Source organism: Microvirga sp. BSC39 (assembly GCF_000739015.1).
Lineage (GTDB): Bacteria > Pseudomonadota > Alphaproteobacteria > Rhizobiales > Beijerinckiaceae > Microvirga.
The window spans coordinates 1-24,090 of the sequence record NZ_JPUG01000023.1; the positions used below are offsets into that span (position 1 = coordinate 1).

The window sequence follows — 24,090 nt, forward strand, 5'->3', positions numbered from 1 at the left end:
CGCGCCCAGAAGTGGGCGGTGGAGCAGGCTTCCATGCCGATCAGGCAGGGCGGCAAGCGGCGGAAGAAGCCGATGAGCTCGCCTCGGCGGAGCTGACGGCGGATCAGAACCTGTCCGTTCCGATCGATGCCATGAACCTGGAACACATGCTTGGCGAGATCGAGACCTACTGTCGTGACTTGCATTGGAGCGGCTCCCTGTCTGGCGCTGAGGCAATCACCCTATCTCATAGGGCGCTGCCGGGAGCAGGCGTCGTCCACTCCATCATCTATGGAATTTAGTCGCTCGGGATCACGAGCTTTGTGTAGGTCAGATTGGGGGCTTCTACGGTCTCGACTCGGAATATTGCACGGTCACGCGCAACACAATTCGGCTCGTCCGGTGGATTGAGCTTACGATAGTCGAAGAAGGAAACCCTCGCTTTGGCCGCTGCGCTATCGACGAACACAAGGGCACGCTGCCCCTCATCTAACCATCGGTCACGGGGGACAAACTTTAGCCGAGAGGGAGCCTGAGGCAGGAGTCGGAGGATCCATGCCGATGGGAAGGAATAGTCGCCGAGCCAGCAGACGTGATCCCATTTCTCTGGGTAAATCTGGCTGAAGGGGACGACCGCCCCCCGAGTCTCAAGGATGCTGCCGACCAGGGCCTCATCTTCTTCTGTGATACGGTTTGAACTCAGCCAGAGGCCGAGACCTGCCAAAGCGGCGGCGGCGCTGAGACCGATAAGCACCTTTCGCCCCATCTGCCGCACGGCGCCCTCCAAGAAGCAAGGCACCCTATCAGGCACGTGCGCGCGTGAGAAGATTGTCCGCGAATTGCCCGTGATGCCCTTTACGGAACTGGATAAGGTGTTGTTTCAGCGTATTGGGAAGCTTCCATCACCGATCATGACAGTGACCCAGTAAAGAGGCAGTCTATATGGCACTCCGGCCGGCCCCATATCAGCACAAATATTGGAAAACGCTTGGGGAGCTGATGGTCACAGTACCGCTGCTCGAACTGTGCCGTACATGGCGTATGCCTCGGACCAGTTTAAGTCTGCTAATGGGATGGACCGGCCGTGCTTATCAGCGCACCCTTCATCAGGGGCGCCCAGCACGAAGACTTGAGTGCAACACGGTCTCGCGGCGACCCCTGACGACTTTTGAGAGAGGCTGGGAATGGTACCAATTTTGGTCCCTCTCATCTTTCGATGAAAAAGCTCCCTCGCTGGCCGGGGCCGGGAGGGAGCAGGATCCAGAGCCAGAGGGAGGATGCACTGGGGAACATCCTGGAGCTTACACCTCTGCGCGGGGCCCCTCATAACCCAAGTTAACCGGGGCCGGAATTTTCAGCTAGCTCGAGAGTCCCGAGACTGTAGATCTTCCGAAGGCTGGTTGCGATCTCGACCATGTGGTGACGCCCTTCTGGGTCGCTCCTCCAGTTCTCAATGGCTCTCTGCGACACGAAAACTTCGATCCCCAGCCCCGTGACGAAGTGGATCCCTGTTTTACCCGTGCGGTTCACGTCATCCCAAGAGATCTCCATCTCCTTCCAACGAAAAGCTCCCCGCCGGGGGCAACTGGCGGGGAGCTTTCTAGAAGCTTGGAGCTTGCTCGTCTTTGGAGGCGGATTGTTCCTAATGGCCAAATAAGACTAATCCACAGTTTAGACAATGTGCCCTTTGCAGCCTCCGGCCTTCACCTAAGTGAAACGGAGCCGGAGATTTCAGCCAAATTTGTGGGTCAGGCGAAATCAAATGCCCTCAACCGCTACTTTGATGGAGTGTGAGCTTTAGGCGGACCCCTTGAGGTGTCGAGTTCGGGATGGTTCCGGACCAACGTTTCCCGATCTCTTGCCAAGTTGTCCCAAGTGCGGGCCATTTCCAGAAGCTGATCGCGCTGCTCCCCCTCAGGTACCTGCTTGGCGAGGACCCGGCATTCTTCAGCATGTTTTCTGTATTCGGCCGCGGTTTTCATAATGAAGGCTCTCGAAAGAACATAAACTGAGCATCTTCTCAGATAAGCCGAGCTGTCGACAGGTTCCATCCCCCACAGGCAAGCCTGTGGACAGGTGTGGATGACTGAGTACTGGTGACCTGCCGTCTGAGCGGCGGGAGCCTGTCTAGCCTAGGCGCGGCTTAAGCTCACCTCGCTGGATCTGCCCTCGAATCCGATTCGCCTCAGCACGCGGCAAGCCCCGTGCGATGCAGGCGTCATCGACGTAAACGGCCCAAGTATGCCTAGACCTGTCTTCCAGCCTAACCGAGACATCCATAGGCGTGTCCCTCCGCGCGTGAAAGCGCTCAAGAACAACGCACGAAGGCAGCTCTAGTTGTCAGGGTTGAACCCAGATAGAACACTTTGAACTTCGGCCTGGCGTTGAAACGCGACCGCCAACTTCTGAATCGAAATCTCCTGGCTAAAGCTGCATCATCAGTTGCACCGCTGCCATAGCTGGATGATTTCAGAGCCTCAACCGGTGCTCTCGACACATTCCTATAAACTTCGTGAAGGAATAGACCGGAAGCTGCCTGCGTTTGCTGACCATACATCGTCAACCCAGATGCAGGAGAGGCTTATGAATGCCACTCGACGCCCTGAAGCCGTAGTAGGCATTGCTTCAAATCCTAGTGAGAGCACCAACACGGGCCCGTCTCTTCAGTGTGCAGCGCTCCTCTTTATTGCCTCCCTCAGTTCCTTCATTGGAGCAGCCCTTCTGCTGGCGAGTATCTGACCAAGATGGTGCCGCTCGCGCGTGATGTGTCGGAGCACACGGAAAAATTCCCAATTCGACGCATATTTGACCATTGCATGAACGCTGAATTGCGTTGCGCCTCATGGGAGGATGCTGTGAACTACAACTTGGATTCACTGAAAACCACAAATGGCTATCTCGACAACAACCGGTCGGCGCCTGCTCTCGAATGGATAGGCCTGCTGCCTGCGCTTGGCATCTGCGCTTGGGTTATCCTCAACTTCGGTTGAGAACACCACCATGAGCCTAACGTCAGCCTGCGGTCATGTGCTCGACTGCACAACTACCCGCCACTATCCTTGTTGCGCCCTCCATCCTCCACGGCACAGACCAGAACAAAGAGGCTGAGAACGGCTGCTAGTTGGGCGAGAGGTTCAACCGCAGCCGGTATGCTGTCGTGGAAAGGCCCACAGGCAAGGAATGAGAGCATCAGGATCAGAAGTGCGGTCCAAACGAACACTTTCCACCTCCACGTACTGAGGGGAGTCCAAGCAGGGCAGCCAGGCAGCAGGTCGGCCATCACCTGACGACAAATACGGCTACGCTGCGAGCTATCATTCAGGTGATCTTGTGAGAACTGCTTCTGCCCGAGAGCGGGCGGTCCTCGGGATTGCTGGCATGGCCATGCCGGCTCTGGAGGATAGCCCCGGTACTGGCAACAATGTCATCAACGCGTATGGCAAAGCCATGAACGGGCTGTTCGAGCATAGTGTGTGTCCCTGTCATTAGGTCGGGAACGCATACGCTACGCAACCAAGCCGTAACGCAGCTTAGGTGGAGAGGTTCCAAGCTTCATGGTCACCCGCTCCGTCTCCACACGAACAAACGGGCCCGATCCTGAGGAAAGAGCCCGTGGTGACACGAAGTCACTTGCTAGTCGCGTTTATCCGGGTCAACCCGGCTGGTTGGTTCAGATTGTCGAGCGGAAGGATGCCTCCGACACTTAAACTGATAGCGTGGAGGCATGCTTCGGCTCAGATGGTGTCTTTATGCTAGCCTCCCTGTCTCAGAACCGGGGCGGGTGCCCGGTCTAGGGAATTCATAATTGGCGCCGTCAGGAACCCACAACGACAATTTTACGCCAATTCGTTTGCGGGTGATGGGGCTTCAGAAGCGAGACATCAACCCATCACACAGTCCCAAGCCCTGGGCAGAGTATTGGTTTCAGCGTGGCTGAAAAGAAAAGGCCCGACCATTGCTGGGCCTTGGCACCCATTCCCAGGGAGATGGAGGGATGGGATGGATGCACCTACTGTGAGCCTTCCTAGATCGGAGGAGCAACGCGACAATAGGGCTAGCGTTCCGCTCCAGGCAAGCGTCTGATGCTTAGACGTGGCTTTTCCTCCACAACCTGTGTGACGTCCCACTTTTTGCCCTCAGCGCTGCGGCTTTCTTTATCGTTCCTGGGCTTCTTCGCTTCCCGGTTCCCGTGTTGCTCACGATGTGCCATCGCACAGTCTCCGTAGTTCAAGCTCAAATTCGCGGCTGGTCGGCCGCCCACAAACCATAGCACAGCGTGCATCAGGATGGAGGCGGCTGCGAGGAGGATCCGGGCGGCGATGACTCCTGGTCCCGCTGACCTAACAACTGCCGCAACTCGCTAGTCACGTTGCTGAGCGGGATAGCTTCGTATTGCGAGACAGTGATGCAACGGCCCTCAATACTGGCCATGACCACAGCATCGGCAGAGGGTTGGAATTCGCCTGCCTGTATGCTGGCTGGACTACGGCTGTCATCAGCTTGACTGCCCTCCTTCTTGAGGACAATCACATACCAGACGCTCCCCGGTTTGGCCGCCTCTGTCAGCATTCGGGCCTTCTGCTTCGCCTTATTCAACGCCTTAGGGCGCTCCTCAGTCGACTCACCTCGCGTAAAAGCCAAATTCGGAGGCGTATCTCCGCTTTCTCCATACGGGTGAACGAAGTTCAAGGTCATCCGCAAACCGTCGACCTTGACCCCTTTGACAGGAAGTGCCGCGGCCTCCCTCCGCCCTTGGACGAACTCCCGGACGGCCACATCGCACGACTGTAATTCATCCTGTTCTTGCGTAGCCTGAGACTGCGGTGTTCGCTCTTGAGCCGAGACGCTATGTTTAAGGGATGGGTGCCCCCCTCCGCTCCTACGGAAACAGCCAGGGCCAATGCGACAATCAATAAGAGGATTCGAACCATGGCTCCACCCTCCCGATATGGGGAAGAATGTCGCCAACCCGGCCAGTGGCCAAGCTGTTCGGTGTCAATGTTTCCTCAGCCGAGATGAAACTCTAAGCTGTCAACGTTCCTGGCCTGTTTCCAGTCGCTAGAGCAATGGCGGTTCTGACAGAGCCAGTGCATCAAGGCTATCTCTTTGTTCCAGAAGTGCTTCCCGCTTCGAATCATTATCCGATGGCGGGCCCGTTGCTCTAGAATTCTGAAGACGTATGCTTCAACGCCCGGATGGTAGCAGCAAGCTCCCGTGATAGGAGACTTCGCGTCACCAGATAATCCGGTCCAAGAAGCATACTGTACCGCGTCCGGCTGCCGAGGTGCACCGCCTCGCACAACTCCGCGGCTCGCTCGAATGCGTCGTTTTCAGCCTCACGAATGACGGACGCAATCTTGGCGAAACCCCTATCTGTTAACCTCCAAGTCGGCCCAGCCTCACAGCCTTCAACCAAATCAATATATAGATGGATCGCGTCTCGGAGGCTCTCAGCGCGCTCTTGTGGCGTCATGTATGCCATACTAAAACTCCCAAAGACTTCTGCCATTGCGTCTAGCCTCAGCACCCTCATTGAGGCTGCTCCTAGGACGGCTCTCGCAAGCCCCAACACGCTAGAGGCAAGATCCAGGTCTGCCCTCTCAAACGCGGGAAGTTATATAGCACTGTCAGCACCCATACGGACGCGCCAAACCTCACGGCATTGGATTAGAGGGGCCTTGAGCGATTATCATAAAAACGGTGGAGATGATGCCGCCGAGCAAAAGGCCGCCAAACAGGGCCACGCGAACTGGAACTCGATAACTCACCCAGGCGAGGCGAACGGCCTCCTTTCGCTCCTGTCGAGCAAACACGTCATCAGCATGGACGAGGCGCAGGAGCGTTTCGAGGTCGTCCAGGAGATTGAGCATCTCCGGAGACGTTGCCTGCTTACGCCATTCTTGGCGCTCCGCTTTGCTGGTCTTGAGTCTGACCGACTTGGCCTCAATGTGCAGGGCATCCCGGATCTCGGTGCGGATCGCATAGAGGCCAAAAACCATGAGAAGCGGCACAAGGATGACAGCAATGACAATTGCCCAATCGGCCGACGTCAGGTGCGGAAGGAAACCGCCCATGGAGTATCTTCCTCAGATAACCCGGTGACCAGATTAGAACATCGGTCGGAGGCATTGTTGCGGCAGCTGACAGGATGTCGGTCTCTCATCTAGGCGCACAATGATACCTAATGACTGGACCGAATGTGGGTCACAGAGATATGGGTCTTTCAGGTCGTTATCGAAGGGCTGAATGACCGGAGAGCGCAGCGAACTTTGGCGCCTTAGCACCGCAGCTGAGACCGCGCTCACCGCGTCTTAGAAAAGTGTATTCCCTCTACGGCGGTCCTATTCGGGAGTAACGGAAATCAATCTGTGAAACGGATGGTCCTGTCCTTACACACATCAAGCTCAGAGTGTTCTGACGTTGCCTCATCCTCAAAGACCGCCGCCACAACCACCATACAGCCCGCCATCTTCGGCAACCTCAGAGTGGCTTGTGCTTTCGGGGCGAGTGGCTTTGCCAGCCGAACTGTTTGCCCATTTGCCCCAATAGCGACCTCCGTCGCCTGCACCTCGCGGGAGTTTGTGATGACCACAGCCGAGACCGGCTTCGGCTTCGTAGGCGCGGCAATGGCGACAGTTGCAGCAAGTAGGAGGCTAGTAGCAGTGAGAATGCGGATAATCATGACTATTCCTCTCTATTAACATAGGGATGCGTCGTCCTGTAATGGGCACTCGATGCTCATCCGTAAAACCGTCGCTCTATTGGTAGCTGACGGTGGGGCCCAACTCGGCCAAAGCGCCCCGTCTTCATTGACAGAGCGGCCTTCAAAGAAAGAGCGCCAGTTACGTTTGACGCTCAAGGGAGGCCGCCTTTCACGGCCGGCTTCAGAGGAAACAACCGTGCCGTGCTGGCACATGAAGAGGCTGCGCCCGACACATTAACAAATGCTTGCATAGCGCAGAGCAATTCCTCACCAAACCTTGACGGAGAGCGCTAGCTGCTAAATTTGCTCATCAGCCGCGCTGCCGCCATGGCAAGTTGCGCATCGAGCATCTCCTCTGCCGCATCGTACTTCGCCGCCCAGCGCGTCCCCTTGGCTTCGGCGGCAGATCCCATTCATCCAGGATCGTCGTCGCCGAGCAGAGCTGCCTTTACCTTCGCTTTTGTGCGCCATGCTCTCCCGATTGGGTCTAGGAATTGCGAGGCATAGGCGGCCCTGCGGCCCAAAGCATAACGGCTGGCAAAGTATGTCGCTCCCAATGGTCTGTAGAGCACCCGCACCCGCCGTCCGGTCCTAGAGCAGACTGCGTACCATTGCAGCCCGCCAAAGTGCCTCGGGTGCGATACGAGAGAGAATGCCTGCTGTCGTCCTGGAAACAATAGATCCAGCAAGCCACCATAGTCGGATAGCTTCAGAATGGCCGTGATGGCTTCGCCCAAGCCATAGGTGAGCACACGTTGGATATGACTGCCCGGCTTGCCAGCGCCGGTCGGGATACGTCTCGCCAGATCCAGTTTGGGCCCGCTCTCAAGAGTAAGACGCTGACAGTCACGAGGCATGGCGACGTCCTCGTGGGGGCAGTGACCACGACGCCGGAGCGCGCTCTCGCCTCCTCCACCCCGGACCCCATCTGGTAGATTATATGTGTACCTGTGGTGGGACCGCCGGTGATCTCCAAATGGCTCCTGCAGTCCCGTAAGAGGGACAGTTCGTGGCAATTTTCTTTCGTGGCGCTGGTTACAGTCGCTGTGGTGACACCGGCTGTCCTCCTGATGGGACCGGCTACAGATTTGAGCTTATCAGGACGCCAACTCATGAACCTCTTAGACGGATGCTCACCTGTGCGGTCGCACTTGTGAAGCGTCACGAAGTACGTGGCTGTTCCCATGCGTTAATGGCCTTGTGGATGCTCTCGGGTAAGTCCATCGGCGGCCTCATGGATGATGTGTCGTAGTTGGCTATCTCCGCCAACACGGCGCGGTAATACTCTACCCTGTTCGAATTTCGTGGCTTCAGCCCAGCAGTGGTCAGCGTGGGCGACTGCCGAGATGGTGAGCACAAAAAGCTGAGGATCGCACGCATGTTCCTGTTCCTAACCCTGAAGAACTAGCGTGGAACATGCCTGTTCTTAAGCTTGGCGGATGTGCGTCGACGCACGCTAACACAGCATAGGTCTGGAGCCGAGAAAGAAAGAGCGCCCATTCTGCTGGCGCTCCAAGTGGGCCGCTGGTGCGACCAGTCAGGGAGAACAACCGTGCCAACAAGACATGGAATGAGGTTGCGCCCGAAAGGGTAACGCGCCTCTGCCATACCTACTGTATCGGCACCCTGTCGCGATATTTTCCTAAAGAGGCTGAACACATCGTGCAGAGGGGCGGCGATACCTGCAACCAAGAGTTCAGGCCCGGGAATGCGCCGCTACTTCTTCGACACCTTCGATGGAGAGCGCCTCGCTTCGGATGAGGAGGGACTGGAGACGCAGGATTTCGCGGCAACTAGAGTTGCGGCGCAGAAGGCGCCGCCAGAGATGCCCGCCCCGACGGCAATCACCGCAGTTTCGTAATGAGCGCAAGGGATGAAGCTGGAAGCGTTGTGCTGCGTGCCGCCCTGTTCCTGATCGTGGAAGAAGGCACTCTCGACCGTCAATGGCTTTCAGAGGCAGGAACAAAAAGGCGCCTCCCGAAGGAGGCGCTGAGTCAGGACCTGTAGGGGCAACTTCAGGTCGTCATCATGAGTGCACTTCTTCTGCCTGGAGAGCTAGACACCGGTGGCTGCTCATTGGGGAAGAGGCATACCTCGGACGAGTAGCGCCTCTAGGTCATAGCACCTCCAGATGCTGCTTTATCTCCCAGAAGGGAACCACCAGCACCCTCTGTCCTGTTTCAGCAACCACCTCGATGGCAATCTCGTCCCCGGACCCAGACGGCATATCCTGCCATGTACTGCGGAACCTGTGAGTGGCAACTATCAGGGCTTCGTCCCGCGCCGCGTCGGCATCCGCCAGGTTTATGCCCTCCAGGTCCTCAATGCATCCAAAAACGGCTACGCATGTCGATGAAGTAGCGAGGCATGAACTCTCCGGTCTGCAGTCCCGCCGAAATGGCCGGACATGGTGCCAACGGCCTAGTTCGCGCCTCAGTTCCGGATCTTAGGGTGGCCAGCGGCATTGCCATTGGATAGCCTAAACTTTCCGCTCCCTAACGCCTGCCACAACAGTATGCGACGTGACTTCTGAATCGAAATATCTTAGCTAAACCCTCCTTATCAGCCGGGCCAATGCTTTCGAGCATTTCAACTAATGAGCGGAGCGAGCGTCAAGCGGGATTGTTTGCACTGCTCTACCGGAGGCATCGACAATCTCAAGCCTCCACCCCTGCCATTCATCCCAGTTAGAAGGATCTTGGGCGCGAAGCTCCTCTGCGGCCTCTAGGGCAGAAACCACTGCGGCTTGGATGCCGGACGCCTCAATACCTTGCTCGTCACGGATTATGGTCTCGCCATCCGTGAGATTGAAATAATACCGCGCCCGCATCGAATTGCTTGGCCCAGATGCGTCCAATGAAACGACCGACAGGTCTGATTGAGGGAGGGTTTCAGTTGACGCAGACTTGCTATTCGTAACACTGGCCATGAATTGGTCGCCTTACTGAATTGCTGGGGGTGAAAGGTTGCTAAGATCCACCCACCCCGTGCATGTTGGAAGCTCGGGGACAAGGTACACGCGGCTTCCTTCAACCTTCTCAACCCGACATGGATAAGTTCTTTTGTCTCCCGGAGGACGGTACAATACGAGGCTTCCAGCAGAGACTGCATTCTCTGGAGCCGGCTCTGCGCTATCTTCTACGCCTGTTCCCAGCTGCGCAGCTCTGAGTTCCCCGGGGGAAGTGGCTTGCTTAGCGGCTCGGAGGCGGTCGAGGGTCGCAATAGCTAGTCGGGCTCGGTCACGGTAGCGATCCATGACCAGTTTCAAAGGGCCGCGCTCCTGCCCTGAATGCCAGGAGACCCCGCCAGCTTTGGCCAACTCCGCCGCCACAATCTCAGTTTCGTCATCTGTCATGCTCGCCTCTATACAAGCACTAGGGCAGAATTCCTGCATTACTACAGACGAGACATGGGTGCTCTGAACCACTCCGATTTGTCCGCCTTACGCTTAATCCGACGCGTAGGGCGCAATCTGGTTCCGCGGCGCGTGGAGAGGAACTTCCTTTATGCGGCAGCCGCGGCCCGGCCATCCGGTGGCTCAACTCTGGTGGATTGACGCAGCTAGAAAGAGGAACTCTTTAGCAGTTTCAGCCGTTCATGTAACGGAGGCGCTCACCTACCGCCTTCAAGCCAAAACTTCAAAGCCCCTGATGGTCGTTACATAGTCCTCAGGGGCTTATTTATTGTTGCGGATCAATTTATATCAATAATAATAGAATTATCGATATGATTATTCATGCTAGCAGCGATCTTTCCCCATACTAATACCTTAGGATTATGACGTTATTGGGTAGGAACGGGCTCTACTTTCGCGCGTCTTTAGTGCATGACGACTGTCGTTGTGCAGTCACCCCGTGCATGTAGCTTAACGTAGGTGAATCATGAAGCGTTCTTATGTTCTTGCCTTATCTGGAGCAGCTCTGTTCTTAGGATCTTCTGTCTCAACTTCCGCGCAAATCATTCAAACCGGCCAGCAGTGCGTCCCTGCAGTTGCCAATCCATCCATGTATCATAACTGTCGGCTCCGGATTGTGCAGGGTCAGGAGGTCTGCAGCTGTGCTGTCAGGCCTCAGGCTCTGCGCCAGCGCATGGACCGGCTGAACGACCGTAATGATCTGAACACCGGATCTATCAATGGTCGTGGCACGAACGGCCCTGCAATCGGGGTCGGCGGATCCTCCGGACCCATTCGGAATGGCAGCAACATCGGAACCGGCGGCAGTGTTGGCGCGGGACGTAATGTCGGGGCCGGCGACAATGTTGGTGTCGGTGGCAACGTCAGCACAGGCGGTGTGATTGGCGCTGGTGGAACCGTGGGCACTGGAAGCTCCGGCGGCACGATTAGCGCTGGCGGCTCAGCGGGCGGTGTCGGCACTGTAGGCTCGGGTGGAGCCGGCGGGACCACAGGCAATGGCGGTACTGTTGCCGACAACAACGGAAACACCGGTGGCGCCGGCAGCACGGGCGGCGGCAAAGGTAATGGCGGCTCGGGTGCCAACAATGGTGGCGGCAACGGCAAGGATGATGCGCCTGGCAACTCAGGCGGCACACCCGGCAACAACGCTGACGGGTCGCACGACAATGCTCCTGGCAACTCGAACGGTGGTGACGGCAAGGGCAACGGCGGCAAGGGCAATGATGGTCATGGCAACAATGGCTTTGGGAACGGAGGCAACGATGGCAGCCCAAACGGCATGAGTGACAAGGACCGCTAAACCTACAGCGTGCGGACCTCTTAACACGCTCCCCGGCTGTGACCGCAGCCGGGGTTTACCCGTGCAGCGTTGTGGGAGCCAGGACGGCTTACATCGAGCCGGGCAGCCCATGGGAGAACGGCTATTGCGAGAGCTTCAACTCGAAGCTTCGGGATGAACTGCTGAAGGGAGAGATCTTCTACACCCTGCAGGAGGCGAAGGTGATCATCGGGAGTTGGCGCCCACACTTATCCCTGGGCTACCGCCCCCGTACCAGAGGTTCTAATCCCTGCTTCCAAGCTGGCGCCCAGACCAACCCTGAATGAACATCACACCCGGATTACCCGCATGGGGCAGGCCATTAGCAACAACCCGCAAGGTTGAGTATGAGCTTACCCAAGGAAAGTTGCAATGCTGTATCAGCTTTATCTGCTAAGGTAACTGTTCGTTTAGTTTAAGGTGCTAGACGTCTATTTGACAATCGCAGCAACCTGCGCGTCACTTAATGGGGGCATTAGTGAGGGACCGACGTTTGCGCAGACGTGCGCCAACAATTCTTGAAGGCCGTATAAAAATCGAGGGGCGATCGTCTGACATCGAATGTACGGTTCGAGACCTCTCGGATGCAGGAGCCCAGATTTTCCTCCACCACCCGCTCGAACTCCCGCCCGAGTTCATGCTGAGCATTCCGAAAAGGGGTCTCTCTTCCCGCGCTCGAATCCGGTGGTCGCGCGATAAGAGGCATGGTGTCATGCTCCTACATAATTTGCCTGTTTCCGAGCACTCTTCCCCTGAGATCTTGAATCCCCGTATTCACACCATTCTCAAAGATGCACGCTCACAACTCGCACAGCTTATGGGAGTTTCGGAAGATACAGTTCGATTGAACTTTGAGGTTGACCCGCCATCGCGTGACTAGTCCGAGGGCTGACGCAGGCGAGGACGTTTCCTTAAATTGCCTTGGCTTTTGGATCACTGCTCGGCTGCATCACCTTGAGGCTCTGTCTTGTCAGCCGCCTTTTCCGAGGAGGTCTCTGTTCGACGTGGCGCAGGACCGCTCCTGGTTCCTCTCCCATAGTCTTCAATGACCCGTGAAACACGCTGCCCGTCACCATCGATGTAAGTGTTCCCTGCAGATGGTGGCCAAGGGTCCGCCACATGAACAGCCCTGTTCCATGCTTGGGCCTCACCAGCTGACAGGGTCAGGGTATCCCGCCGTTTCGTATAATCGACACAGCCGCTGAACCCAGACATAGCAAGGCCGGCAACTGCCACCACAAACCGGTGCCGACTATTTGGTGATCTTTTTCTTAGCATTGCGTTTGTCCGACTGTACTTCGACGATATGCCCATATGGGCCGATGATACCCGTCCCATCTGCGAAACGGCGCTTGGTGTCGCCATCAACTTCCAGCTTGCCGAAAAGAAAGAATTCTACGTCGTTCGCCGGTTTGCTCGAGTCCAAGGGAGTCTTGAGTGGCTGACCTGGTTTGGATGGTCTAACCAAATGAGGTGTGACGATGATGACGAGGTCTGTCTCCTGCTCTTGAAAGGACGATGATCTGAACAGGGCGCCGAGGATCGGGACCTGGCCAAGCCATGGAATTTGCTCTTGGTTCTTCGTGTGGGTGCTCTGAAGCAATCCCGCCATCGCGAAGCTCTGTCCATCCCGCACCTCGATCATGGTACTGGCCCGGCGCGTGATGAATGATGGAATGGAGATGAGCCCTGTGTTGATCCGGACGGACTCGTCAACTTGGCTGACCTCTGGTTCAAGCTTCAGGTTGATCAAACCATTGTCGAGAACTGTCGGGGTAAAGTTCAGACGAACCCCATACTCCTTATACTGGACAGTGACCCTGTTGTCGTCGGCAGCGACCGGGATCGGGACTTCACCCCCGGCGAGAAAGCTGGCCTTCTCCCCAGACAAGGCAATTAGGTTCGGCTCCGCAAGTCGGCGCGCGAGACCTTTCTCCTCCAGTGCCTGAACGAGAATGTCGGCGCTGATACCGCCCCCCAGCACTTGGGCGACCAAAGTACCGAATGGCAGGTTTCCACTTGGAAGGGTAGGACTGAAGCGAATGAGACCAGGCGACGGGTCGGAACTGACCCCTCCCGAGGTAAATCCCCCTCCCCTCGAACCGCCCTCACGCCTAGCATACCAACTCACGCCCAATTCGCGTCCGGCGTTGCGATTGGCCTCGATGAAGCGAACCTCAAGCATGACCTGCTGTCCGCCGCTAACCCTCAGAGCGTTAATGACGCCGTCAGCACCATACTGACCGGCGATTTCCAGCGCTTTGCGAAGCGAGATCGCGTCTGGAACCGTGCCACTCAGACGCAACCTTCCATTGATGGTCTCGACCCTGACATTCGCCTGCGGAAGAGCCTGCTGAAGCGAGACCTCAAGGTCCGGCATATCGGCGCCCACCTCGACGCTCACAGTACCGAGAAGCGATTCATCTGTCGCATAGACAGCGATGTTCGTGCGCCCCTCTGCCTTCCCCAGCACATAGAAGCTGCGTCCGGTTAGGGGAACCGCTGTTGCAATATCTGGATCACCCACAATGACTTTGGTGATATCCGCGGTCGTCTTCGCCGTGAGGAATTGTCCCTTTGCCACGTTAACGCCCGACAGCGCGCGGCCATTGCTAAATCGCAGCAGCCGCTCCTGCGCCAGTGTAGGCGATCCCGCCAGGAGACTGGCGGCAGCCACGGTGAGAACAATCACCAAAGCGGACCAGATTGAACGATCTCTCCACCAGCCGGACCAGAAATGTTTCTTCATCATACGAGGATCCGGTTCATGCCGTTCAGCTGTTGACCTAACGCGACCCGACACGCGGGCCGCTCCACGCCGGTAGTCTAGACCTCACAAGATGTGAGGCGGTATGGTTAACGTCGCGTAAAGAAATTTCGCGTCTAATCCGACTTGCCTGGAAATTTATTCTGTTGCGGCACAGGCGAACGCTGTTCCGGACAAGAACTGATAAGAACTGGGTACAGGGGCAAGAGATGCAGAATTTCAAACACGCATGGCGGCTTTGCATGCTGGTTCTCACAGCCGTGCTACTTACAGGTTGCAACAGCACCCAGGATCTCAGTCTCTCCAGCTTCGGCAACAGCGTTGCCGGGCCTGACCTTCCGGCGACTGTGGAACCCTACCCGGACGATCAAGTGCTGGAGGTTGCAAAGGTCCAATTTTCACAGCGCAACTATGGAACTGCAGCACGTTATTATGAACGGGCAGTGGAGGTCATGCCGAACAATCAGGAAGCTTGGCTCGGCCTTGCAGCTTCCTATGATCGGGTTCGGCGCTTTGACCTTGCGGATCGCGCTTATAGCGAGGCCGCTCGATCTATGGCGGAGCGGCCCGAGTACTACAACAACGTCGGCTATTCCTATCTCCTACGCGGAGACGTCGCAAAGGCGCGCAGCAACTTCCTTAAGGCGCACGAACTTGATCCGACCAACCTGACGATCAATAACAACTTGGAGTTGCTGCGAGACAACGCCAGCCGTTCCGGTTCAAAGCAAGGATAGATGGTTCTAACCCAAGACTCTCGGTTCTCGGGCTAGGGAGGACCACCATCCCACGAACGAACCCAGAAGAAGCCGCGTGCACCTGCGAAGCACCGACCGCAATCGGCTTTTTCGACTGCTGGGTAAATGCGCCGAGCAACGCAACTGCCCTATCCGCTTGCCGACTAGGCCATTTAGCCGAGCATGGTTTGGTTAATGCTCTAGGCTATCAAGCTGAATAGACCAGGCTGCCGAAAGAACTCTTAAATAGGACAACACAAGCGCGGAGTTCAGGTCTGAGCACGATCCGAACGGGAGCTTGTGGGAACGCTGCCCTGCCCGGGGTCAGCAAACTAAGCAACCAGGTCGAGGAACAACATCATGAAGTCACTTTTCACCCGCTTCGCCAAGGACGAGTCCGGCGCCACTGCCATTGAGTACGGACTTATCGCTGCTGGACTAGCAGTTGTTATCATCGGCGTCTTCAAAACAGACGGCAAGATGGGCACCACTCTCACAGGCCTGTTCGACAAGGTCGCAGACGCTGCGAAGTAAGGCTTGGTCAACGAGGTTCATTCGGACCGAGTTATACCGCCTTTCAATCGGAAGAGAATTGATACTTCTCTTCCGCTAAGTTTAAACAAGCCTAGGATCACAAAATAACTTTGACGAGATAAAAGGGGCAACAGTGACAATCTCGGCCATCGCGGCACAGGCCGCCAGCGCAGGCTTCATCGCGGCTGTTTCCTGGGCAGGAGCGATGGATCTCGTCACTATGAAGATCCGCAACAGCCTCGTTCTTATCCTGTTGGGGCTTTTTGCGCTCTTGGCTCCCCTCGCCGGTTGGTCGATAACAGAGATTGGGTTGAGTGCTGCCGTTGCAAGCGCAATGCTGGTTGGCACATTCACCCTCTTCGCCTTCGGATGGATCGGAGGCGGCGATGCCAAACTAGCTCCAGTGGTCGCCCTCTGGTTAGGTGCAGATAACGCCTCCCTCTATCTGATCTACTCGGCAATTTTTGGCGGTGTTCTGACACTGGCCCTTCTTCAATTCCGTGTCATGCTGCTCCCGGCATTCTGTCTTAACATAAGCTGGGTTGCTCGTTTACACGACCGGAAGACCGGTGTGCCATATGGAGTGGCGATCGCCTCGGCAGCGCTCTTCGTCTATCCAAGTTCGCACTGGGCGAACCTCATCTGAAGAACAGGATCTCTTTGTCCATTCTAACTCACGATCCGCAATAAGGCAGGATGGCATGCTTCGCATCATCATTCTTATGGTGGCAATCGGCTCCGGCGGTCTTGCAGGATGGCTTGCCCTGTCGATGCAACCGGCGGACACCGCTGCTCCGGCCGCCCTAGCCTCTTCTATTCCTATGGAGGATGTTCTGGTTGCCTCAATTGATCTGCCGCAAGGCCATACGATCGATGAGGGGAACTTGAGCTGGCAGAGTTGGCCCAAGGACTCGATCCCGCCCGGTTTCGTCAGCCGTAAGAGCAAGCCGGATGCTCTGACAGGTCTCAAAGGTGCGGTGGTTCGCAACCACCTCGTGGCGGGAGAACCGATCCGCGAGGAGAAGCTGGTCCGCGGATCATCCGGATTGCTGGCTGCACTCCTTCCCGCAGGAAAGCGCGCTGTGGCGATCCGAGTGTCGGCGGAAAGCACAGCAGGCGGTTTCATCTTGCCGAATGATCGCGTTGATGTCCTTCAAACACTCACTCGGCAGGCTGGAAATCAGAACGAAAACCTCTCTCGTACCCTCCTCGTCAACATCCGTGTCTTGGCCGTCGACCAGAAAGCCGACGAAACCAAAAGCGACGCGGCCGTCATTGGCAAGACTGTTACGCTCGAACTTAGCCCTGATCAAACAGAGATCGTAGCATCGGGGCAGGCGACCGGCGCTCTGTCTCTCGCCCTGCGGTCTGCAGCCGACGCCGGCGAAGCGGCCCTTGTGAAGAGTGATGCCGGCTCTACCGTGCGGATCCTGCGCGCGGGCCGCAGCGAACTCGTCCGAACGCAGTAATCTGTATCAATCTCTCGAGAAGCATCGCAGGAAGACGGACCCGATATGTCGGATATGACGTTAGACCTGATGGAAGAGCCGACTTGTGGTATTCTGGAGCGACATCCTGACGTTCACGCGCGTTCTCTCGTTCAACTTGGAAAGTCAAACTCCGAGGCTGCTTTTTCCTCCGTTGAGCCAGTCGGCAAGATTGGGCGCATTCCCCGTATGACAATCCACGCGTTCTGCGACAATCCGCAGGTCGCAGCGGTCATCGAGAGTGCAGCGGCTGATAGATTGCTGTCTCGAGCTCAGACAACCGTGCAGCTCGGCGGCATCGCAGCGGCCGTAGGGCTCTACCAAGAGACTCCAACACCAAACCTCATCCTCGTCGAGAGCCGGTCCTCCGCAGCTGAATTCCTTTCGGAGCTCGATAGTCTCGCAGACGTTTGTGATACGGGCACCAAAGTGGTGGCGATTGGTTACGCTAACGACATTGGCTTCTACCGAGAGATCATGAAGCGCGGAATCAGCGAGTATATCCTTGCGCCGGTTCAGCCCAGCACTTTGATCACGACGATCAGCCAGATCTATAGCGAGGCGGCGTCAAGCAAGTTCGGCCAAGTCTATGCGTTCATCGGGGCCAAAGGAGGAGCCGGATCATCAACGGTCGCTCACAACATCGCTTGGTCTATGGCCCGCCACACCAAGTTGGACGTCATCGTCGCCGATATGGATCTTCCATTTGGAACTGCAGCCCTCAACTTCAACATCGATGGCGGGTCGAGCATCGTAGAGGCCCTTCAGGATCCGGGCCGCATCGACGAGGTCCTGCTTGATAGGCTCCTCACAAGATGCGGTGATCACCTGAGTCTTCTCTCTGCGCCGGCGACCCTCGACCAGGCCTTCGATCTGGACGAAGCCATGGTGGAAAGATTGGTTGAGGTTGCGCAGGCCAGCGTACCATTTCTTGTTTTAGACCTACCACACCACTGGACGGCATGGACGAGAAGCACATTAAGAACCGCCGATGAAATCATCATCACGGCAACGCCGGACCTGGCTAGTCTCAAAAGCACCAGGAGCCTTGTCGACTTCTTGAAGAAGATGCGTCCGAGCGATCCTCCTCCCAAAATCGTTCTCAATCAGGTAGGAATGCCGAAGAAGCCTGAGATAGCCCCGAAAGCCTTTGCCGAGGCGGTACAACTTGGTGCGGAGGCATGTATTCCATTCGACGCTCATCTGTTTGGGACCGCGGCGAACAACGGCCAGATGGTTGCCGAGGTGTCCGCAAGAGCCACATCCACGAAGGCGTTCGCAGGAATTGCGGAGAAGCTGACATCGCGCCAATCCGTGAAGGGCAACAACAACAGGGCGCGCATTGGCCTGCGTTCTCTTATAGAGAAGTTGAGGCGCTCATAACCACCCTGGGGCGTGCTCTCTAGGACCGGATGGCTACCTGGGGACAGTCCCGGCGCTAAGGGTATCCTGCCGCTCTCTGAGCTGACCTCGAGCCTTGCTGAAGTGCGCGCTCTCGTCGCCGACCGTAAGAATGGGTGTGCACGAGCCGGTACATGAAAATGTCTTGAGCTCACCGCCCGAGTAGATCGTTGTCGTCTGAAGGCTGCTCTGGGTGACGCTGACGATCGCATTGAGAACCTCGCGACCGCCCTCCCCTAAAACGATGAGGTTGGTCACTCCCGGAGCCCTCCCGGTCAATACAATAGTGTGATCGTCATTCAACGTTCCATCGACTATGCCAGGACTGCCTATGATGACGGTACGTGCGGCCTCCGCGAAGGTCAGAACGCGGGCAAAGTCGATCGTCACCCTGACTTCCATAACGCTGTCTCCAAGCCCCCCCTCGACTGGCGCGAGCCGGCGCACCTCAGGATGGCGCACTCCATCCGCCATAACCGGCCCGGTGAAGCAAACAAGCAGGAGTGCTCCGGCCGAAACCGCGACGGTTCGCGTGTTGCACGTCATACCACTCTCCCGGAAGGTTAAAGCCCTACTCTGAATCCGATGATTTTGCGGATCAAGCAATTAGGCTGTTTGGAGAAAACAGGACGAGCCGTTCTAGACCAACAAGCTGAATGGTTCGTTGTTACCCGTCCTGATACACTCTTCATAAGGGAATTTTCATCACAGCTTAGGCAGGTCCGAGAGGGCTAAGAGGCCTGCCAGCGGCGGAAGCCGTGCAGGGGTGATCGTACATCAAGGAGCCGGCATGTTCGGAAAAAGGGGGGCACAGGACGAGCGCGTAAAGGGCCCGACGCTTGCTCAAGTTGTGGCCCGCCCAAACAAGCCCGAGGTCGTCTCGGCGAGCGCCCCCAATCTGTCGATCGTCAACCTGGATCCCGTGAGGCATCTTGCCGGTTCCGCTCCCGCGAACCCAGCCCCCGTTGGCCAGCCGGTGAAGCGGAAGGACGACCAATATTACGAACTGAAGACCCAAGTCTTTGCTGCACTCATTGAAGCAATCGATGTATCCCAGTTGGCAAAGATGGGCACCCAAGAGTCTCGCAACGCGATTGAGGAGATCGTTAAGGATATCGTTGCTGCGAAAAAGGTTGTGATGTCGATCGCGGAGCAAGATGAGCTGCTCCAAGACATCTGCAACGACGTTCTCGGCTATGGCCCGCTTGAGCCTCTGTTGATGCGCGATGACATCGCCGATATCATGGTCAATGGGGCCGACACCGTTTACATTGAGGTGGGTGGAAAAATTCAGAAAACCGATATTCGGTTCCGCGACAACGCACAGTTGCTCCATCTCTGTCAAAGGATCGTGAGCCAAGTCGGCCGTCGGGTTGATGAATCAAGCCCAATCTGCGATGCCCGCTTGGCTGACGGATCCCGTGTCAACGTCATTGCGCCTCCACTGGCCATTGATGGGCCTACGCTGACGATCAGAAAGTTCAAGAAAGACAAATTGACCCTCGACCAACTGGTCAGGTTCGGCAGTATCACTCAGGAGGGAGCTGACGTTCTTCAGATCATCGGCCGTGTTCGCTGCAACGTCATCGTGTCAGGAGGAACTGGTTCGGGTAAGACGACCTTGCTCAACTGCCTGACCCGCTACATCGAGCCAGGTGAACGAATTGTCACCTGCGAGGACGCAGCCGAACTCCAGTTGCAACAGCCGCACGTCGTACGACTTGAAACTCGCCCGCCGAATATCGAAGGTGAGGGGCAGGTGACCATGCGCGATCTGGTCAAGAACTGCCTTCGAATGCGGCCTGAGCGCATTATCGTCGGCGAGGTCCGTGGCGCTGAAGCGTTTGATCTTCTTCAGGCCATGAACACGGGTCATGACGGTTCTATGGGTACGTTGCACGCCAATTCGCCGCGCGAGGCCCTGAGCCGCATAGAGTCAATGATCACGATGGGAGGATACTCCCTTCCCTCAAAAACCATCCGCGAAATGATAGCCTCTTCCGTCGACGTGATCGTTCAGGCAGCCCGCCTGCGTGATGGATCCCGTCGCATTACGCATATCACAGAGGTTCTTGGCCTAGAAGGTGACGTCATCATCACCCAGGATCTATTCGTCTACGACATGAAGGGCGAGGATCCTCAGGGTAACATTTTAGGGACTCATCGCTCAACAGGGGTCGGCCGCCCGCGGTTTTGGGATCGCGCACGGTACTTCGGGGAGGAAAAACGTCTCGCCGCTGCATTGGATGCAGCTGAACAATCCGGCCTTTAAGTTTGGCAGAGGAGTGGAGCATGCTGGCAGCTGAAACCCTTCCTGTAGTCATTGCCCTGCTGACTGCCGCCAGCGTTGGAGGGATCATTCTGTGTCTCTTTCCCACCCGGGTCTTTGGGAAAGCGCAAGCCCTGAGGCGGCTTGAGGCAGTCGCCGCGCCCGGCGCGGCTGTCGATCGGCGGCCGCAATTCGATGAGGGCAAGCGTAGACGCATCGTTGAGGCGACCCTACGTGAAATCGAGGACAAGCAGAAGGTGAAGGAAGGGGCGAGGCCGACCCTTACGGGGCGAATGCGGCAGGCCGGTATGACTTGGAGCAGACAAACCTACTATGTCGCTTGTATGATCGTAGGATTGACCGCTCTCGTGACCCTACTTGGCGGATTTGATGTAAGTCTTGTGCCGGCTCTCGGGTTTGCTATTGCTGGCGGCCTCCTTTTGCCTCACCTCTATATTGATGTTCAACGCAAGCTTCGCTTCAAGCAATTCGCAGAAGAGTTTCCGAACGCTGTCGATGTGATCGTACGCGGCGTCAAAGCCGGGCTGCCTCTTGTCGATTGTCTCAAGATCATCTCGGCGGAGGCGCAGGAGCCCGTACGGAGTGAGTTCAAACTAATCGTGGAGGATCAGACAATGGGAATGCCTATGGATCAGGCTGTCCAACGCCTCCCTGACCGGATCCCTTTGCCAGAGACTACCTTTTTCGCAATCGTTATTGCGCTACAAAGTCGTACGGGCGGGAGCTTGTCTGAGACACTTGCAAACCTTTCAAAGGTCCTGCGCGAGCGGAAGAAGATGCAGGCAAAGATTAGAGCGGTGAGCGCCGAGGCAAAGTCGTCCGCCATGATCATCGGATCTTTGCCGATTGTGGTTGGGCTTTTGCTGTATCTCACATCGCCGGATTATATTGCCCTCCTGTTCACGACATTTCTGGGCAAACTCGTCCTTGCTGCAAGCGCGTTTTGGATGGCGATCGGGATTTTGGTGATGCGCAAGATGATTAACTTCGAGATTTGAGTGCCACTATGTACATCAGCACTTTCATCACCAACACGGATATACTGATCCCGTTCTTGGCAGCACTCTCAGCCTTCTCAGCAGCCTTGTTGGTGGCTTGGCCTTACCTTGCGAAGGACCAGCTGAGTGCCCGGATGGCCCAGGTCCATCTCGAGCGCGAAGGAATTAGGGTGCGGGAGAGAAACAGGCTCAACAGGCAACCCAGTACGCTCAGGCTCGACCAAGAGCCGAGAAGGATCTTCGCGAGCATCGTCGAGAAGTTCAGCCTCTTGAAGGAGACGGAAAGCGGAGAGTTGGTGCGAACACTTCGTATGGCTGGCTACCGTGGCCGGGGTCCGATTGTGACTTTCCTGGCTGCACGTGTGCTCATGCCAGTCGTCATGCTCGTCTTGGCCACTTTCTATATCTTTGTCGTTCTCGATCTTCAGCATCCACTGATCGTCAAGCTCGCTCTGATACTCGCAGCAGCCTGGTTGGGCTATTATGCGCCCCTTCTTTATCTTAAGAACATGATCACCAAGCGTCAGTTGGCAATACGCCGAGCTTGGCCGGACACTCTCGACCTGCTTCTCATCTGCATAGAGTGCGGGATGGGAATTGAAACTGCTTTCAGAAAAGTTTCAGAGGAGGTCGGCTCCCAATGTCCCGAACTTGCGGAGGAGATTAGCCTTACAACGGCGGAACTGTCGTATCTTCAAGATCGCCGAAAGGCTTATGAGAACCTTGGCGAGCGAACGGGGCTGGACTGTGTCAGAAGCGTTGTCACAAGCCTGATTCAATCTGAAAAATATGGCACACCCCTCAGCCAATCCCTGCGTGTTCTCGCGCAAGAAAACCGGGACATGCGCATGAGTGAAGCAGAGAAGAAGGCAGCTTCGCTTCCGCCTAAGCTCACAGTGCCGATGATCGTGTTCTTCCTGCCTGTCCTCTTCGGGGTGATCCTCACGCCTGCAATCATTCAAATCACGACCATGAACTAGGGGCGGGAGAGATGACGATCACCCCAGCTGTCGTAGTCCTGCGCATGGACCTTCAAAGAGCATTGAGGCGCGTTGCCGCTCCATTGAAAGCGTTCGCTCGCGACAACCGAGGCAATGTGGCACTTGCCACCGCGCTGGCGCTTCCAACTTTGCTCGGAGCAACAGGAATCGGAATCGAGATCTCTCACTGGTACCGTACCCAGCGGGCTCTGCAGAACGCAGCTGATTCCGCAGCCGTCGCAGCTGCAACGAACGGAACCGATACCTACGCAGCTGAAGGTCTCGCGGTCGCAGCCCGATACGGCTTCGTGAATGGTCAGAAGAACACGTCAATTACCCTCACCAACAAGGCACCCTGTCCAGCGGGTGGGTCGAACTGCTACGGCGTGACCATCACCCGATCCGTTCCGTTGCTCCTCTCGCATCTTGTCGGATTTAGCGGCAATGTGACGGTCGAGATCGTCAAAGATGGCAAGGCGAGCACCACGCGCCAGACCTCGCTACAGGCAACGGCCCTGGCGTTGAGGGTGCCGACACCCCGCACCTATTGTGTTCTCGCCCTTGGAAACGACGGGGCGAAGTTCGATGACATCGTGGTCAATGGCGGATCAAAGTCCAACCTGACGAATTGCGGAATTATGTCCAACAATGATCTGACCTGCAACGGCAGCCACCAGATCGCAGATTATGCCGACTCGAGTTCCGGGGATCCGTCCGGCTGCGGCCGAGCACCGAATCGAGGACCTGTTCCCAGAATCGGCGATCCATACTCGCATCTTGCCTCCAACATCCCTCTTAATCCCTGCGGCACTTACCCCGGGGAGCACTGGACTTCCGTTCCAGCCATTCCGCCTAGTGGCGTCTATACTGTGTGTGGCAATCTCACACTCAAGGCGGATGTCACAATCGGCTCTCGGCCCGGCAACACTGTCATCGTGATCTACAATGGGCAGCTCGATACGGTGGGTCACACCTTGCGCGGAACCGATGTGACCATTGTCTTCGCGGGGTCGAACGGCGGTGGCTACAGCCATATCGTCACCGGCACCAACAAGGGTGGAATCGACATTTCGGCGCCGAAGACCGGCCCCTGGAAAGGCGTTGCGATTTACCAAGCGCCGCACCTGACAACGGGAGTTGATATTACGTCGGCCGGCAGCGGCCCGACGTGGAATATCACCGGGCTAGTTTACTTGCCTCACGCAAGCGTCACGTTCAGCGGTGCCGTCAACAAATCTAGCAGCGGTAATTCGTGCTTCAGCCTTGTTGTCGATAATCTGACCGTCAATGGGACTGGATTGATCCTGTCCAACGGATCCGATTGCATGGATGCAGGCTTAGACCTGCCGTCGTATCGACGCGGCCGATTGGTTGGGTGAGGTCTGGAGGATGACAACCCGCAGATTTTCAGTTCCTTGGATAGTCTGCACCACAAAGCAGTGCGTCTCGATAGCCGTATCGGCTCGTGCTTCTCTCCTGGC

General features: G+C 56.6%; 16 protein-coding genes and 2 pseudogenes. 12 read left to right on the top strand and 6 right to left on the bottom strand.

Translation table 11 applies throughout. The annotated features are described in order from the left end of the window. The 4 genes and pseudogenes from MA07_RS01930 to MA07_RS31120 form a co-directional block, all read right to left on the bottom strand. Positions 1 to 185: pseudogene (locus MA07_RS01930) on the bottom strand (IS110 family transposase); the annotation flags it as partial. 92 nt (positions 186 to 277) lie between these two features. Further along, entirely contained in the window at positions 278 to 754 is a 477-nt protein-coding gene (locus tag MA07_RS01935) for a hypothetical protein (RefSeq protein WP_152568687.1), read from the bottom strand. A gap of 4,879 nt (positions 755 to 5,633) precedes the next feature. Then, positions 5,634 to 6,053 carry a hypothetical protein gene (locus MA07_RS01965; protein WP_036346324.1) on the bottom strand — a complete coding sequence of 140 codons (420 nt, stop codon included), beginning with the start codon at positions 6,051 to 6,053 and terminating at the stop codon, positions 5,634 to 5,636. Between the two features lie 919 nt (positions 6,054 to 6,972). Next, positions 6,973 to 7,095, bottom strand: a complete 123-nt coding sequence (locus tag MA07_RS31120) for a hypothetical protein (protein WP_280114224.1) — start codon at positions 7,093 to 7,095, stop codon at positions 6,973 to 6,975. 1,295 nt (positions 7,096 to 8,390) lie between these two features. Here MA07_RS31120 and MA07_RS28415 point away from each other — a divergent pair. The 3 genes and pseudogenes from MA07_RS28415 to MA07_RS28425 form a co-directional block, all read left to right on the top strand. Next, on the top strand, positions 8,391 to 8,543 hold the full coding sequence (locus MA07_RS28415) for a hypothetical protein (protein WP_200879310.1): 153 nt from the start codon (positions 8,391 to 8,393) through the stop codon (positions 8,541 to 8,543). Positions 8,544 to 10,563: 2,020 nt separating this feature from the next. Continuing rightward, positions 10,564 to 11,397 (top strand): hypothetical protein, encoded by an 834-nt coding sequence (locus tag MA07_RS01980; RefSeq protein ID WP_152568688.1) that lies wholly within the window; start codon positions 10,564 to 10,566, stop codon positions 11,395 to 11,397. A gap of 71 nt (positions 11,398 to 11,468) precedes the next feature. Beyond that, positions 11,469 to 11,702, top strand: a pseudogene (locus MA07_RS28425) (transposase); the annotation flags it as partial. Between the two features lie 965 nt (positions 11,703 to 12,667). On the opposite strand, the gene MA07_RS01985 reads toward MA07_RS28425, so the two are convergent. After that, positions 12,668 to 14,167 carry a type II and III secretion system protein family protein gene (locus tag MA07_RS01985; protein ID WP_200879311.1) on the bottom strand — a complete coding sequence of 500 codons (1,500 nt, stop codon included), beginning with the start codon at positions 14,165 to 14,167 and terminating at the stop codon, positions 12,668 to 12,670. A 224-nt stretch (positions 14,168 to 14,391) separates the two neighbouring features. Between MA07_RS01985 and MA07_RS01990 the strand changes: the two genes are divergently transcribed. From MA07_RS01990 to MA07_RS02005, 5 genes are all read left to right on the top strand, one after another. Further along, complete coding sequence (locus tag MA07_RS01990) at positions 14,392 to 14,919, top strand: tetratricopeptide repeat protein (RefSeq protein WP_036346332.1); 528 nt, start codon at positions 14,392 to 14,394, stop codon at positions 14,917 to 14,919. Positions 14,920 to 15,279: 360 nt separating this feature from the next. Continuing rightward, positions 15,280 to 15,453 (top strand): Flp family type IVb pilin, encoded by a 174-nt coding sequence (locus MA07_RS28435; protein WP_081928714.1) that lies wholly within the window; start codon positions 15,280 to 15,282, stop codon positions 15,451 to 15,453. 133 nt (positions 15,454 to 15,586) lie between these two features. Continuing rightward, positions 15,587 to 16,099 carry a prepilin peptidase gene (locus MA07_RS01995; protein WP_036346334.1) on the top strand — a complete coding sequence of 171 codons (513 nt, stop codon included), beginning with the start codon at positions 15,587 to 15,589 and terminating at the stop codon, positions 16,097 to 16,099. 55 nt (positions 16,100 to 16,154) lie between these two features. Continuing rightward, complete coding sequence (gene cpaB, locus MA07_RS02000) at positions 16,155 to 16,922, top strand: Flp pilus assembly protein CpaB (protein WP_036346336.1); 768 nt, start codon at positions 16,155 to 16,157, stop codon at positions 16,920 to 16,922. A 45-nt stretch (positions 16,923 to 16,967) separates the two neighbouring features. Further along, entirely contained in the window at positions 16,968 to 18,323 is a 1,356-nt protein-coding gene (locus tag MA07_RS02005; protein ID WP_052002742.1) for an AAA family ATPase, read from the top strand. Between the two features lie 33 nt (positions 18,324 to 18,356). Here MA07_RS02005 and MA07_RS02010 read toward each other — a convergent pair whose 3' ends face one another. Next, positions 18,357 to 18,887 carry a pilus assembly protein N-terminal domain-containing protein gene (locus MA07_RS02010; RefSeq protein WP_052002743.1) on the bottom strand — a complete coding sequence of 177 codons (531 nt, stop codon included), beginning with the start codon at positions 18,885 to 18,887 and terminating at the stop codon, positions 18,357 to 18,359. A 244-nt stretch (positions 18,888 to 19,131) separates the two neighbouring features. On the opposite strand from MA07_RS02010, the gene MA07_RS02015 reads away from it, so the two are divergent. Genes MA07_RS02015 through MA07_RS02030 form a run of 4 tightly spaced genes read left to right on the top strand, consistent with a single transcriptional unit; the run spans position 19,132 to position 23,988 of the window. After that, positions 19,132 to 20,613: a CpaF family protein gene (locus MA07_RS02015; protein ID WP_036346338.1), complete on the top strand. Its 1,482-nt coding sequence runs from the start codon at positions 19,132 to 19,134 to the stop codon at positions 20,611 to 20,613. A 20-nt stretch (positions 20,614 to 20,633) separates the two neighbouring features. Beyond that, the gene (locus MA07_RS02020; protein WP_036346380.1) at positions 20,634 to 21,629 is read left to right on the top strand and encodes a type II secretion system F family protein; all 996 of its coding nucleotides are present in this window, start codon (positions 20,634 to 20,636) and stop codon (positions 21,627 to 21,629) included. An 8-nt stretch (positions 21,630 to 21,637) separates the two neighbouring features. Beyond that, positions 21,638 to 22,609, top strand: a complete 972-nt coding sequence (locus MA07_RS02025; RefSeq protein ID WP_036346340.1) for a type II secretion system F family protein — start codon at positions 21,638 to 21,640, stop codon at positions 22,607 to 22,609. 11 nt (positions 22,610 to 22,620) lie between these two features. Then, positions 22,621 to 23,988, top strand: coding sequence for a TadE/TadG family type IV pilus assembly protein (locus tag MA07_RS02030; RefSeq protein ID WP_081928716.1), 1,368 nt, complete (start codon positions 22,621 to 22,623; stop codon positions 23,986 to 23,988). Positions 23,989 to 24,090: the final 102 nt, after the last annotated feature.

Bases quoted from the DNA above. Each gene is read 5' to 3' on its own strand.
- MA07_RS01965 (WP_036346324.1), bottom strand. From the start codon at position 6,053: ATGGGCGGTTTCCTTCCGCACCTGACGTCGGCCGATTGGGCAATTGTC.
- MA07_RS31120 (WP_280114224.1), bottom strand. From the start codon at position 7,095: ATGGGATCTGCCGCCGAAGCCAAGGGGACGCGCTGGGCGGCGAAGTAC.
- MA07_RS28415 (WP_200879310.1), top strand. From the start codon at position 8,391: ATGCGCCGCTACTTCTTCGACACCTTCGATGGAGAGCGCCTCGCTTCG.
- MA07_RS01980 (WP_152568688.1), top strand. From the start codon at position 10,564: ATGAAGCGTTCTTATGTTCTTGCCTTATCTGGAGCAGCTCTGTTCTTA.
- MA07_RS01985 (WP_200879311.1), bottom strand. From the start codon at position 14,167: ATGATGAAGAAACATTTCTGGTCCGGCTGGTGGAGAGATCGTTCAATC.
- MA07_RS01990 (WP_036346332.1), top strand. From the start codon at position 14,392: ATGCAGAATTTCAAACACGCATGGCGGCTTTGCATGCTGGTTCTCACA.
- MA07_RS28435 (WP_081928714.1), top strand. From the start codon at position 15,280: ATGAAGTCACTTTTCACCCGCTTCGCCAAGGACGAGTCCGGCGCCACT.
- cpaB (WP_036346336.1), top strand. From the start codon at position 16,155: ATGCTTCGCATCATCATTCTTATGGTGGCAATCGGCTCCGGCGGTCTT.
- MA07_RS02005 (WP_052002742.1), top strand. From the start codon at position 16,968: ATGTCGGATATGACGTTAGACCTGATGGAAGAGCCGACTTGTGGTATT.
- MA07_RS02010 (WP_052002743.1), bottom strand. From the start codon at position 18,887: ATGACGTGCAACACGCGAACCGTCGCGGTTTCGGCCGGAGCACTCCTG.
- MA07_RS02015 (WP_036346338.1), top strand. From the start codon at position 19,132: ATGTTCGGAAAAAGGGGGGCACAGGACGAGCGCGTAAAGGGCCCGACG.
- MA07_RS02020 (WP_036346380.1), top strand. From the start codon at position 20,634: ATGCTGGCAGCTGAAACCCTTCCTGTAGTCATTGCCCTGCTGACTGCC.
- MA07_RS02025 (WP_036346340.1), top strand. From the start codon at position 21,638: ATGTACATCAGCACTTTCATCACCAACACGGATATACTGATCCCGTTC.
- MA07_RS02030 (WP_081928716.1), top strand. From the start codon at position 22,621: ATGACGATCACCCCAGCTGTCGTAGTCCTGCGCATGGACCTTCAAAGA.